The sequence below is a fragment of the Lentzea flava genome (genome assembly GCF_014648475.1).
GTDB classification, from domain to species: Bacteria; Actinomycetota; Actinomycetes; order Mycobacteriales; family Pseudonocardiaceae; genus Lentzea; species Lentzea flava.
The window spans coordinates 15,200-28,188 of record NZ_BMRE01000009.1 but is presented as its reverse complement, the minus strand read 5'-3'; the positions used below and the strand labels follow the sequence as shown (position 1 = coordinate 28,188).

Here is a 12,989-nt window from a genome sequence, read left to right as displayed (position 1 = left end):
GATCCTGTCACGCGTTCGCCCGGCGGAGGCGTTCCGCCGCCTGCTCGCGGACGGCGTTGATCGACACCGGCGGGTCGCCGTGCAGCGCCTCCCACCGGGCGTTGTGCGCGGCGGCCCACAGGCTCGCGGCCCACGCGACCTCCCGCTCCTCGTCGCTGAACTCCCGCTTTTCCTGGTACGTCTCGATGAACGCCGCCGAACTCTCGATCGGCGCGAGCGTCGGCGGTGAGGCGCTGGCGAACGCTCCTGCCGCCGCACCCACCAGGGCCGCCTCCGGTTGCCACGCCAGGCTGTCCCAGTCGTGCACGGCCCACACCTCACCGCCCCGCCAGCGGAGGTTCTGGGCCTCGAAGTCGGCATGTCCCAGCACGCACGGCAGATCGGTGGCGAGCAGCCGTTTGCGGACCCGTTCGGCCGTGGCGACGACGAACTCGGGCACGAGGCTCTGGTCGCGTTCGTCGAGGAAGGCGATCGACGGCCACAGTCCGGGATCCGTGTGGTCCCACCGGGACCAGCGCGGGTTCGGCAGCGGTGGCGCGACGGTCACCTCGGCCAGTGCGGCCGTCAGCCGGGCGAACACCGCCGCGTAGCGCCGGGCGACGACCGGGGTGTCGCCGAGCAGCATCGCACCGCCGGGCCGGGACTCCTCGGCGTGCACGGCCAGCGTGCCGACGACGGTCACCGGCGTGACGGGGCGAGGGCACGGAAGCCCCCGCTCCGCCAGGACCGCCTGCGCGGTGAGGCACGACTCGGCGCGGCCGTCGTCCTCCCGTGCTTTCACGTAGACCTCGCGGCCGTCGGCCAGCTCCAGGCCGAAGACCGACGAGATCGACACCCGCTCGTACACCACGGCGACCGGCTCGCTGCCCAGATGATCGGTGCACCAGGCCGGCAGCCAGGCGGGCAGGTCGTCCAGGCTCATGCCGACGACTGTGCCACGGATTCGCTTGCCCGGTAGGGCATGCCGAGCAGCTCGGCGAGCAGCAGCGGGTTCATGTAGTCGTCATAGCGCACGATTTCGCCATCGCGCAGGTGGATGATCGCGATGGCCGTGAAGGTGTAGTAGTCCTGCTTCACCTTCGACCAGCCGCGGTGGACGATCTCGGACACCACGACGTCCGGGTCGTCGGTGCGGCGGCAGATCGCCTCCACGTTCTGGATCTCGATCTTCTCCCGCACCCCGGCGCCGCGGACCTTGCTGAAGAACGCGCGGATCTCCTCTCGTCCCTTGATCTCCTCCGGCTGCCAGTGCGCAGGGAAGCGGTACGCCATGACGCCGTCGGGAGCGAAGAGGTCCGCGAACTCCGCGTGCGTCGCCTCCCCCGCCACCATCCTGCGGACGTGCTCGACGATCTGTTCGGGTGTGCGTGCCATGTGTCGTGCCCCCATCTCTAGAATCGGAACGGTGACCCCGGTTATGACGATACGGAACGCACGCCCCGGTTGGCAACGATGAGGGCCGATGCCGCGCGGAATCGCGCGAAGGTGCTGGACGCGGCGCGGGAGCTGTTCGCGGAGAAGGGCTTCGACGTGCCGCTGGACGAGATCGCCGGCCGGGCCGGCGTCGGGCCCGGCACCGTCTACCGCCACTTCCCCACCAAGCAGGCCTTGTTCCAGGCCGTCACGGAGGCCCGCGTCGCCACCATGATCGCCTCGGCGAACGAGCCCTCGGACGATCCCGGCGGGGCGCTGGTCGCGTTCCTCGGACGGATGGCGGAGGAGGCCGCGGCGAAGCGGGACCTGTCCGACGCGATCACCGTGCCGTCGGAGCTGCGGGACAGCCTGCACACCGCGCTCGGCGGCCTGCTGCGACGCGCCCAGGAGGTAGGAGCCGTGCGGACGGACGTGACGACCAGGGATCTGGTCGCGCTGATGAAGGGGATGCTGCAGAGCATGCACGAGGGCGCGAACCCCGCCGTGCTGCTGGAGATCGTGGTGAGCGGGCTTCAGTCGAGCCGGAAGCCGTAGGGCAGTTCGAGGCGGTGCCGGGCGAGCAGGTCGGCGTCGGCGAGGATCTCGCGGGTCGGGCCGTCCGCGACCACCACGCCGTCGTCGATCAGCACGCTGCGGGGACAGATCTGCAGCGCGAACGGCAGGTCGTGCGTGACCACGAGCATCGTGCGGTCCAGCGCCAGCAGCAGCTCCGCCAGTTCGCGGCGGGCCACGGGTTCGAGGTTCGCGGACGGTTCGTCCAGCACCAGGATCTCCGGGTCGCACGCGAGCACCGACGCGAGCGCCACCCGGCGCCGCTGCCCGCCGGAGAGGTGCAGCGGTGAGCGGTCCGCGACGTGTTCCATGCCAACGGCGTTCAGCGCCTTGCGCACCCGGTCGTCCACATCGGACAGGCCGAAGTTGCGCGGCCCGAACGCCACGTCGTCGGCGACGGTCGGGCTGAACAGCTGGTCGTCGGGATCCTGGAACACGAGCCCGACGCGGCGCCGGATCTCGCGCAGGTTCTTCTTCGTGACCTCGAGTCCGGCGATCGACACCGTGCCGCTGCCGCCGGAGTGAACTCCGTTGAGGTGCAAGGCGAACGTGGTCTTGCCCGCGCCGTTCGGGCCGAGCACCGCGACCCGTTCGCCGCGTTCGACGCGGAGGTCGATGCCGAACAGCGCCTGGTGCCCGTCGGGGTAGGCGAAGGCGAGCTTCGAGACCTCCAGCGCGGGCGCGGAAGGGGTTTCCGGGACGATCGTGGCCGAGCCTGCGGGCCCGCCTGTCCAGCCGCGCGACACCATCGCCAGGTGCACCCTCTCTCCGCGTTCGTAGGACCGGATGAACAGCGTGCCGACCGCGCGTGCGGTCGCGCCCGCCTGCCACAGGAAACGGGGGTCGTCGCCGCGGGAGATGCGGGCGACGCGCATGCGTTTCGCTTCTCCCGCGACGACTTCGCCGTAGCGCAGCATCAGCGTGGCGATCATGACCAGCGGTGCGGGCACCTTCAGCGCCTGCAACCCCTTCAGCAGATCACCGGGCGCTGTCGTGGCGGCCAGCGTCAGGCTGATCAGCACGCCGAGCGTGCCCTTCGCCAGGATGTTCCAGCCCGCCAGCGCGCCTTCCACCGACACCGACACGCCCAGGACGTCCGTGCGCGGATCGGTGCCGAAGATCGGCAGCAGGAACGCGAGCACCACGAACGGCACCTCGATCACCGCGCGCTTCACGAACCACAGCACGGGAACGCGCGCGACCGTCCACACCGCGACGATCAGCAGCAGGTACAGGCCGAAGAGCGGGAACAGCGTGCGCGGGGTCGCCACGACGCCCAGCACCGCCCCGAACGCCACGAGGATCTTCACCTGCGGCGCGAGGCGGTGCACCGGCGAGTCGCCGGTGTGGTGCAGGAGGTCGTGGCTGCCGCTCATCGCGCGTCGGGCCTCTTGCGCAGGAACCAGAAGAGGCTGAAGGACACGGCGAGCACCACGATGACGCCCAGCGCACCCGCGAGGCCGGTGAACTTGCTGTCACCGCCGAGCGCGTAGTCGGCGAACGTGCTGCCCGCGAACGGGTGCTCCTGCGCGTGCGCGGCGATGCCGGTGTCCTCGACCGTCTTGTCCAGACCGTCGGGGTCGCCGGACGCGAAGTACGACAGCACGCCCGCGATCAGCAGCGACACCAGTGCGAAACCGAGGAAGAACTTCTTCACGACCGGACCTCCAGCGGCTTGCGGCTGCCACGCAGCAGGTACACGAGGTCTGGCCGGATCGCGGCGACCGACGTGACGGTGGCGGCGGTGATGAGCCCCTCACCGATGCCGATCAACGCGTGCAGCCCCCACATCAGCAGCGCGACCTTGCCGATCTCCACACCGCCCGCGCCACCGATCGCGTACTCGACGACGAACCCGGTGGCGGCGACCACGGTGTTGACGAAGGCGGAGACGAACGCGACGGCCGCCAGGCCGCCCTTGCCCCGCTCGGCCAGCCTGCGCAGCGCGACGGCGACGACGAACCCGGTCGCGGTGCCGATCAGCGCCATGTTGGTGACGTTGGCACCGAGCGCGGTGAGGCCGCCGTCCGCGAACAGCAACGCCTGCACGACCAGCACGATCGTCACGCACAGCGCCCCGACGTACGGGCCGACCAGGATCGCGGCGAGCGCGCCGCCGAGCAGGTGGCCCGACGCGCCGGGCAGGATCGGGAAGTTGATCATCTGCACGGCGAAGATGAACGTGGCCACCAGGCCCGCCATCGGCGCCGTGCGGTCGTCGAGGTCGGCACGGGCCTTGACCAGCGCGAAACCGACGCCCACCGCCGCGATGACGAGGAAGGCGACCGAGACCGGCGCGTTCAGCAGACCGTCGCTCATGTGCATGGCAACAGGTGACATGGCTGATCACGCTAATTGCCGGGCGGCGGCTATGGCCAGCAGTGTGCAACAACAATTTGCGGGTAAGTGCGAGTCGGTGGTCACAGCTGGGGTTCGCGTGACGACGCCCTCCGGTTCACGCCGGCCTAGTCATCGGATGATTTCTGCGTAAGATCCGTTCCGCCGCCGCCACGGCACGGAGGGACGAACAGTGACAGAGCTGTCACGCAGAACCTTTCTGTACGGGACTGGCGCGGCCGTAGGAGCTTCTGCGCTCAGCACGGGCACCGCGGTCGCGTTTCCCACACTGCCCGAAACATCGGGTCACAACGTCCACCGCGACATCGTCCGCGATGCCCGCATGGAATGGCGGCGGCTGCCGCAGAACTGGGGCGACAGCCCGTTCCTCGCGAACGGTTTCCTGGGCGTCCAGGTCTACGCGGGCCGCACGCCGAACGAGTTGAAGCTCATGCTCAGCCACTCGGAGGTGCAGGACCAGCGTGAGCACTGGGAGGCCGCGATCGGCCTGTCCCGGCTGCCGATCGGGTACCTCACCCTGGCTTTCGCGGGCGCGATCACCGCGGTCGACTGGACGCTGGACCTGTGGAACGCCGAGCTCACCGGCACGGTGACCACCACGCAGGGCAGCGCCGGCTTCACGATGCTCGTGCACAACGCGCGCAGCACGTTCCTCGCGACGGTGAAGGGCGACGTGACGTGGGGTTTCCAGCCGCTGGAGTCGGCGACGACCCGCCAGATCCGGCGGCCGGCCAACTACACGGCCAACCCCGCGCCGACCCTGGGCACGGCCAACGGCGTCTCCTACGCCGCGCAGCCGCTGCTCGCGGGCGGTGGCTACACGACGGCCTGGCAGACCCGTGACGGCCGGTTCGCGGCCCACGTGACGTACACACACCCTGCGGAGACGCACACGTCCGACGCGATCCGTGAGGTGCGTCAGGCGCTGGCGATCCCGTTCGAGGTGCTGGCGACGCAGCACCGTCGCTGGTGGAACGCCTACTACTCGAAGTCGCTGGTGTCCGTGCCGGACAAGCTGGTGCAGCGGTTCTACTGGCTGCAGCTCTACAAGATGGCCGCCGCCACCCGTGCCGACGCGCCGGTCGTCACCGAGTGGGGACCGTGGTTCCCCGAGCAGGGCAACAGTTGGACGGCCGTGTGGTGGAACCTCAACGTCCAGATCTCGTATCCGCTGGTCAACGGCTCGAACCACCACGAGCTGGACGCCGTCACCACCACGTTGAAGCGGTTCGAGCACAACCTCGAGCTCAACGTGAACCCGGCCTACCGCGACGGCAACTCGTACGCGATCTGCCATCCCGGCGACCGCACGCTGCGCTCGGGCCCGCGCTACTGCGGCGTGCCGGGCGTGGCGCCGAATGACCACACGGGCAATCTTCTGTGGGCCTGTCACAACGTCTGGCTGGGCTACCGGCACACGATGGACCAGCGGATCCTGTCCGACGTCCTGGTCCCGATCCTGACCAAGGCGGTCAACTACTACGCCCGCTTCCTCGTCGAGGGCACCGACGGCAAGCTGCACCTGCCGGAGACGCGCTCGCCGGAGTACGCCAACAGCGTCGACACCACCTACGACCTGTCGCTGATCCGCTGGGGCGTGAAGACGCTGCTGTCGATCGAGGAGAACCCGCGCTGGCGGGACGTGCTGACCCGGCTGACGCCGTACGCGCAGGACGCGAGCGGCGTGCGGATCGGCAGGGACAAGGCGCTGGAGGACTCGCACCGCCACTTCTCGCACCTGCTGTGGTTCTACCCGCTGCGCGAGATGACGTGGGACATGCCGGAGCACCGCGCGCTCATCACGCGGACGGTCGACCTCTGGACCTCGCGCCGTGAGCTGTGGGCGGGCTACAGCTACGGCGCCGCGTCCGCGATGTACTCGGCGATGAAGCGGCCGGAGGACGCGCTGTCGTTCCTGCGCTACTTCCTGGAGCGCAAGCAGGTCGGCACCAACGCCGTGCTGACCGAGAACTCCTTCTACCGCGAGGGCGGCAACCTCGCGATCGAGTCGCCGCTGATGTCCGGCCAGGCGGTGCTGGAGATGATGGTCCAGTCGCACAACGACGTCGTGCGCGTCTTCCCGTCGGTGTCGTCCACTTGGGCCGACGCGTCCATCAGTTCGTTGAGGACGCAGGGCGCGTTCCTCGTCGACGCCTCCCGTTCGGGCGGGCGCACCGACTGGGTGCGGGTCCACTCGGAGGCCGGCGCTCCCCTGGTCCTGGAGCACGGGATCACCGGTGACATCGACGTGCGCGACGACCGGGGCCGCCGGCTGGACTACAAGACCCGCGGTTCGGCCATCGAGATCCCGCTTCGCCGAGGTCAGACCGCTGTGGTTGCACGACGTGGAACGCGTCCCGACGTCTCAGCACGCGACGTGGCCGCCAACGGCTCGTCTTCGCGCTGGGGTCTGCCGTAACGTACAAATTCGAACATTCGGGTGTGTGCGGGACGAGTGGGGTGTGCGCGGTGGATCTTCAGCACTGGCTCAACGAGGCGCTGGCCAACCACGAGAAGTGGACAGCCGAGTACGGAGCCTTCACCCCCCACTCGTCCCTGCACGTCGACCCGGCGGTCTTCGGCTCCGCGCTGGCCGAGCTGCAGGACCGCCTGCGCGACAACTACCCGTTCTTCCACCCCCGCTACGCAGGCCAGATGCTCAAGCCGCCGCACCCGGCTGCGGTCGTGGGCTACCTGTCGGCGATGCTGATCAACCCCAACAACCACGCCCTGGACGGCGGCCCCGCCACCGCCGCGATGGAACGCGAGGTCGTGTCCTCGCTGGCGTCGATGTTCGGGTACTCCGCCGAACACCTGGGCCACCTGACGTCCAGCGGCACCATCGCGAACCTGGAGGCGCTGTTCGTCGCCCGTTCGCTGCATCCTTCCCGCGGTGTCGCGTACTCCTCCGAGGCTCACTACACGCACTCGCGCATGTGCGGTGTGCTCGGAATCGAGGGTTTCCCTGTGCCCGTGGACGGCCGTGGGCGCATGGATCTGGACGCTCTGGAGGAGCTTCTGCGTGGCGGCAAGGTCGGCACGGTCGTCGTCACCCCGGGAACCACCGCGTTGGGCGCCATCGAACCGGTGCATCTCGTGCTGGACATCGCACGCCGCTACGACGCACGGGTGCATGTGGACGGTGCGTACGGCGGCTTCTTCACGTTGCTGGCGGGCACGGACCTGGACCCAGAGCCGTGGGAGGCCATCGGCTCGTGCGACTCCGTCGTCGTCGACCCGCACAAGCACGGCCTACAGCCCTACGGCTGCGGCGCGGTCCTGTTCCGCGACCCGTCCGTGGGCCGCTTCTACCTGCACGACTCCCCCTACACCTACTTCACGTCCGACGAGATGCACCTGGGCGAGATCAGCCTGGAGTGCTCCCGCGCCGGAGCCGCCGCCGCTGGCCTCTGGCTGACGCTGCGGCTGCTCCCGCTGACCCGCGACGGCCTGGGCGAGGTGCTGGCTGCCGGACGGCGGGCAGCCGTGCGGTGGGCGTCGATGATCCGCGAGTCGGAGGAGCTCGAGCTCTACCAGGAGCCGGAACTGGACATCGTCACGTACTTCCCGCGGACCAGCCCGCTGACGCTGTCGGCGGTGGACGCCGCCTCGCACCGGGTGATGGAGACCGGCATGAACGCCGCCGTCGACCCGATCTTCCTGAGCGTGGCACGGGCGTCGAAGGAGGCGTTCGCGATGCGGCACCCCGGGGTGGAGGCCGATGTGGACGGTGCTCGGGTGCTGCGCAGCGTGCTGATGAAGCCGGAGTCCGAGGACTACGTCGACACGTTGCACGCGAGGCTGCTCAGCCTGCTCTGACGATGGAGGAACGCCGAAATGGGCGACTCACCCCCGGTGAGTCGCCCGTTCCAGCGCGTGTCAGCCGTGCTTGGCCCGCCGGCCGGACCGGCGCGGCGGCAGCGGCGTGTCCCCGCGCAGGTCGAGCCGCCGCTGCTCGCCGTTGGCCTCGAGGTGCGTCACCATGCGGCGCCGCATCTCGGCCAGCGACTGGGCCTCCGACGACTCCAGCGGGTTGGAGACGAACACCTCTTCCTCGTTGAACTTGGGGAAGAGGTCGCCCATCAGTTCTTCACCCTCAGGGGTGAGCCGCAGAACCGCCAGGCGCCCGTCGGTGGGGTGGCCGAGGCGTTCCAGGAGCCCGCGTGACTGCAGCGTCTTGGCGACGCCGGTCAGGGTGCCCTTGGAGATGCCCGCCTCCTCGGCCACGTAGCGCGTCTCCATCTCGCCCCAGATCCACACGACCCAGAGCACGACGAAGCCGGTCCAGGTCAGATCGCTGGTGCGCAGCACCGAGTTCTCGAGGTGCTGGCGGATCGCGGTGGCGGCGCGGTGGATGTTCGACACCGCCGCCATCTGCTCGCGATGCAGCGGCACCGCACCGAGTTTGGCCTGGACGGCTTTCTCGGTCTCGGCAATCGTGTGGTGACCAGACAACTCAAAGTCTCCCGTGCTCGAGCTCAGGTGTTCCCGGCACAATACTTGCGGTTCCGAACTATGTCTGTGATGTGGTGCGAGTCGGTCCGCAACCACTTTGATCACGATCCCACATCGTGCATGATCTCGTGACAGTCGTCACCCGTCCAGTTACGGACTGTTGCCCCGTGGTGGACGATGAGTGCGGAGCACCGACTGGTCTTTGCTCCACGGACGGGTAGATAGCGTTTGCGCCTCAACGTTATCCCCTCCGCGCCAGCGACACACTGTGCCGGAAAGGTAGTTCGACGTGGTCGGTGAACAGGTGACACGGGAACTCGCGGAGAGGCTGGGCGAGGACGGTATCGACGTCGTGCGCGTCGTCTTCCCCGACCTGCTCGGCACTGACCGGGGCCGTGACGTCCTCGTGGAGCATCTACCTGCGGTGACGCAGCGCGGACTGTCGTTCTGCCGGGCCGTTTACAGCACCACGCCGGGCGGCAAGACCACCGAGAACGGGGGCGTGCTCGACGCCGGGCTGCCCGACGTGATCGTGGTTCCCGACCTCGACACGCTCCTGCCGATTCCGTGGGAGCCGGGCGTGGCGTGGTGCATCGGCGACGCCGTGAGCCCGGCTGACGAAAGACCCGTGGACGAATCGCCGCGGCAGGTGCTGCGCCGGGCGCTGGAGATATTCGACACGACCGGACTGTCACCGGTGGTCGGTCCCGAGTTGGAATATTTTCTCTGCGAACCCGACGAAGATCGCCCGAACGGGTGGCGGCCCTACTGCGATGAGCCGGGCAACGTGTATGCGACCGGACGAAGGGGCGACTCCGACGGTCATCTGTTGAGAACTCTGCGCACGCTCAGCAGCGCCGGTCTGCAAACCACCGGAGGCAACCACGAGTACGCGGGCGGGCAGTTCGAAATCAACCTCGTCCATTCGCCCGCCATGGACGCGGCCGATCGCGCGTTCCGGTTCAAGACGAGCGTGAAGGAGCTCGCCCGCCGGGAGGGACGGCTCGCCACGTTCATGGCCAAGCCATTCAACGACGGCGGTGGCAGCGGCTTCCACCTGCACCTGTCGTGCCACGAGAAGGACGGCCGCAACGCGTTCCAGGCGGCGGGCACCTCGCACGGCCTCTCGGACGAAGCTCGCTGGGCCATCGGCGGCATCCTCAAGCACGCCCCCGCCCTGGCCGCGCTGCTCAACCCGACGGTCAACTCCTACAAGCGGTTCGGCCCGGACTCACTCGCGCCGTGGCTGATCGACTGGGGTCTCGACAACCGCAGCGCGATGCTCCGCGTCCCGGCCGAGCGCGGCGAGACCACGCGGCTCGAACTGCGCCTCGGTGACGCGAGCGCGAACCCCTACCTCGGCATCGCGGGCATGCTCGCGGCCACCTACCTGGGCATTCGCGACCGGATCGAGCCGCCGCGGCCGTCCGCCGGGTACGGCTACGACCCGTCGAAGGCCCCGACGCTGCCCGCCACGCTGCCCGACGCGCTCGCCTATCTGGAGGAGGACGCGGCGATGGTCGAGGTGCTGGGCAAGGACTTCGTGCGGTCCTATGTGGACTTCAAGTGGGAGGAGGTGGCCCGGTTCCAGCGGTTCGTGACCGACTGGGAGTTCACCGAGTACGCGTACCACCTATAGTCACCTGCGATGACTGCGCTGACGGACCGGCTTCTCTCGATCGCCGACGAAGACGAACTGTTCGACACCTTCTCGGCCTGGGCCGCCGAGCGGGGCCTCGCGCTGTACCCGGCGCAGGAGGAGGCGGTCATCGAACTCGTCTCCGGGGCCAACGTCATCCTCAGCACGCCGACCGGCTCCGGCAAGAGCCTGGTCGCGATCGGGGCCCACCTCACCGCGATGGCCGCCAACCAGCGCAGCTTCTACACCGCGCCGATCAAGGCGCTGGTCTCGGAGAAGTTCTTCGCGCTGTGCGAGGTGTTCGGGCCGGAGAACGTCGGCATGATGACCGGCGACGCCAGCGTCAACGACCAGGCGCCCATCATCTGCTGCACGGCGGAGATCCTCGCGAACATCGCGTTGCGCGACGGCGACCAGGCCGACGTCGGCCAGGTCGTGATGGACGAGTTCCACTTCTACAGCGAGCCCGACCGCGGCTGGGCGTGGCAGGTGCCGCTGATCGAGCTGCCGCAGGCGCAGTTCCTGCTGATGTCCGCGACCCTCGGCGACGTCACGTTCTTCGAGAAGGACCTGACCCGGCGCACCGGCCGCCCCACCGCGGTGGTCCGTTCGGCGCAGCGCCCGGTGCCGCTCAACTTCCAGTACGTCCTCACGCCGTTGCACGAGACGATCGAGGACCTGCTGCACGGCCGCGAAGCGCCGATCTACGTCGTGCACTTCACCCAGGCCGCCGCGCTGGAGCGCGCGCAGTCGCTGATGAGCATCAACGTCTGCTCGAAGCAGGAGAAGGAAGCCATTGCCGCCATGATCGGCAACTTCCGCTTCAGCGCCGGGTTCGGCAAGACGCTCTCGCGGCTGGTGCGGCACGGCATCGGCGTGCACCACGCCGGCATGCTGCCCAAGTACCGGCGGCTCGTCGAGCAGCTCGCCCAGGCGGGCCTGCTGAAGGTCATCTGCGGCACCGACACGCTCGGCGTCGGCATCAACGTCCCGATCCGCACGGTCGTCTTCACCGCGTTGTCGAAGTACGACGGCACGCGCACCCGGATCCTCAAGGCCCGCGAGTTCCACCAGATCGCCGGCCGGGCGGGCCGCGCGGGCTACGACACCGTGGGCACGGTCGTGGTGCAGGCGCCCGAGCACGAGGTCGAGAACATCAAGGCGCTCGCGAAGGCGGGCGACGACCCGAAGAAGCGCCGCAAGGTCGTGCGCAAGAAGGCACCGGACGGCTTCGTGTCGTGGAGCGAGACGACGTTCGAACGCCTCGTCGGCGCCGAGCCGGAACCGCTGACGTCGTCGTTCCAGGTCTCGCACGCCATGCTGCTCAACGTGATCGGCCGCCCCGGCGGTGGCGCGTTCGCGGCAATGCGGCACCTGCTGGAGGACAACCACGAAGACCGTCCGAAGCAGCTCAAGCACATCAAGCGCGCGCTGGCCATGTACAAGGCCCTGGTCGCGGCCGGTGTGGTCGAGCGCGTCGGCGACGACTTCCGGCTGACCGTCGACCTGCAGTTCAACTTCGCGCTGAACCAGCCGCTGTCGCCGTTCGCGCTGGCCGCGATCGAGCTGCTGGACCGCGAGGCGCCGGGCTACGCGCTGGACGTGCTGTCGGTGATCGAGTCCACTTTGGACGACCCGAGGCAGATCCTCTCGGCGCAGGAGCATAAGGCGCGCGGCGAGGCGATCGGCGCGATGAAGGCCGACGGCATCGAGTACGACCAGCGCATGGAGCTGCTGGAAGAGGTCACGTACCCGAAGCCGCTCGCCGAGCTGCTGGAGGCCGCGTTCCTGACCTACCGCCGCGGCCACCCGTGGGTCGGCGACTACGCGTTGTCCCCCAAGGCCGTCGTGCGCGACATGTACGAGCGCGCGATGACGTTCACCGAGTACGTCTCGTTCTACGGCCTCGCCCGCTCCGAGGGCCTCGTGCTGCGCTACCTGGCCGACGCCTACAAGGCGCTGTCGCAGACGGTGCCCGAGGAAGCCAAGACCGAAGAGGTGCAGGACCTGATCTCGTGGCTCGGTGAGCTCGTGCGCCAGGTCGACTCGTCGCTGATCGACGAGTGGGAGAAGCTCACCAACCCGGACGCCCCCGCCGAGGAAGTCCGCGTCGACCTGCCGCCCGCCGTCACCCGCAACGTCCGCGCGTTCCGCGTCCTGGTCCGCAACGCGCTGTTCCGCCGCGTCGAGCTGGCCGCCAAGCGCGACTGGTACTCCCTGGGCGAGCTCGACCACGAGTCGGGCTGGACGGCCAAGGAGTGGATGGACGCCCTGGAGCCGTACTTCGAGGAGCACGACGAGATCGGCGCGGGCCCGAACGCGCGCGGCCCGGCGTTCCTGATCATCAACACCGAGCGCGAGCGGTGGGTGTGCCGGCAGATCTTCGAGGACCCGGCCGGGGACAAGGACTGGGGCTTCAACGCGGAGATCGACCTGGCGGCGTCGGACGAGCTGGGCGAGGCGGCCGTGACCATCACGGACGTCGGCCGCCTGTAGGTCTCAGCTGAAGTCCAGTTGCAGCAAGGTGGCGCGCGCCTCCTCAAGGTTCCCG

Annotated in this window: 11 protein-coding genes and 1 pseudogene; 5 read left to right on the top strand and 7 right to left on the bottom strand. The window is 69.1% G+C overall.

The window, feature by feature from the left end:
* Positions 1-7 precede the first annotated feature (7 nt).
* Both IEZ09_RS13460 and IEZ09_RS13455 read right to left on the bottom strand, forming a co-directional pair.
* Positions 8-922: an aminoglycoside phosphotransferase/kinase family protein gene (locus IEZ09_RS13460; RefSeq protein WP_189254002.1), complete on the bottom strand. Its 915-nt coding sequence runs from the start codon at positions 920-922 to the stop codon at positions 8-10.
* Entirely contained in the window at positions 919-1,374 is a 456-nt protein-coding gene (locus IEZ09_RS13455) for a nuclear transport factor 2 family protein (protein WP_189254001.1), read from the bottom strand. Before IEZ09_RS13455 ends, IEZ09_RS13460 begins: the two co-directional genes overlap by 4 nt.
* A 78-nt stretch (positions 1,375-1,452) precedes the next feature.
* Here IEZ09_RS13455 and IEZ09_RS13450 point away from each other — a divergent pair, with 78 nt between their 5' ends.
* Positions 1,453-1,968: a TetR/AcrR family transcriptional regulator gene (locus IEZ09_RS13450; RefSeq protein ID WP_189254000.1), complete on the top strand. Its 516-nt coding sequence runs from the start codon at positions 1,453-1,455 to the stop codon at positions 1,966-1,968.
* Here IEZ09_RS13450 and IEZ09_RS46415 read toward each other — a convergent pair.
* The 4 genes and pseudogenes from IEZ09_RS46415 to IEZ09_RS13435 all read right to left on the bottom strand — a co-directional run bounded on the left by IEZ09_RS46415 (position 1,947) and on the right by IEZ09_RS13435 (position 4,326).
* The gene (locus IEZ09_RS46415; RefSeq protein ID WP_229812550.1) at positions 1,947-2,735 is read right to left on the bottom strand and encodes an energy-coupling factor ABC transporter ATP-binding protein; all 789 of its coding nucleotides are present in this window, start codon (positions 2,733-2,735) and stop codon (positions 1,947-1,949) included. The genes IEZ09_RS13450 and IEZ09_RS46415 overlap by 22 nt on opposite strands.
* Positions 2,724-3,362: pseudogene (gene cbiQ, locus IEZ09_RS46410) on the bottom strand (cobalt ECF transporter T component CbiQ); the annotation flags it as partial. The gene IEZ09_RS46415 and the pseudogene cbiQ, both read right to left, overlap by 12 nt.
* Positions 3,359-3,643, bottom strand: a complete 285-nt coding sequence (locus tag IEZ09_RS13440; RefSeq protein ID WP_189253998.1) for a PDGLE domain-containing protein — start codon at positions 3,641-3,643, stop codon at positions 3,359-3,361. The gene IEZ09_RS13440 and the pseudogene cbiQ, both read right to left, overlap by 4 nt.
* On the bottom strand, positions 3,640-4,326 hold the full coding sequence (locus IEZ09_RS13435) for an energy-coupling factor ABC transporter permease (RefSeq protein WP_189253997.1): 687 nt from the start codon (positions 4,324-4,326) through the stop codon (positions 3,640-3,642). The genes IEZ09_RS13440 and IEZ09_RS13435 overlap by 4 nt, the downstream gene beginning before the upstream one ends.
* A gap of 340 nt (positions 4,327-4,666) precedes the next feature.
* Here IEZ09_RS13435 and IEZ09_RS13430 point away from each other — a divergent pair, with 340 nt between their 5' ends.
* Positions 4,667-6,763, top strand: coding sequence for a glycosyl hydrolase family 95 catalytic domain-containing protein (locus IEZ09_RS13430; protein ID WP_229812527.1), 2,097 nt, complete (start codon positions 4,667-4,669; stop codon positions 6,761-6,763).
* 50 nt (positions 6,764-6,813) lie between these two features.
* A complete protein-coding gene (locus tag IEZ09_RS13425) occupies positions 6,814-8,163 on the top strand; it encodes a pyridoxal phosphate-dependent decarboxylase family protein (RefSeq protein WP_189253995.1) in 1,350 nt (449 codons plus the stop codon).
* 60 nt (positions 8,164-8,223) lie between these two features.
* On the opposite strand, the gene IEZ09_RS13420 is transcribed toward IEZ09_RS13425, so the two are convergent.
* A complete protein-coding gene (locus IEZ09_RS13420) occupies positions 8,224-8,739 on the bottom strand; it encodes a MarR family winged helix-turn-helix transcriptional regulator (protein WP_229812526.1) in 516 nt (171 codons plus the stop codon).
* A gap of 364 nt (positions 8,740-9,103) precedes the next feature.
* Here IEZ09_RS13420 and IEZ09_RS13415 point away from each other — a divergent pair, with 364 nt between their 5' ends.
* Both IEZ09_RS13415 and IEZ09_RS13410 read left to right on the top strand, forming a co-directional pair.
* A complete protein-coding gene (locus IEZ09_RS13415) occupies positions 9,104-10,438 on the top strand; it encodes a glutamine synthetase family protein (protein WP_229812525.1) in 1,335 nt (444 codons plus the stop codon).
* A 9-nt stretch (positions 10,439-10,447) separates the two neighbouring features.
* Complete coding sequence (locus IEZ09_RS13410; RefSeq protein WP_189253992.1) at positions 10,448-12,934, top strand: DEAD/DEAH box helicase; 2,487 nt, start codon at positions 10,448-10,450, stop codon at positions 12,932-12,934.
* Positions 12,935-12,989 lie beyond the last annotated feature (55 nt).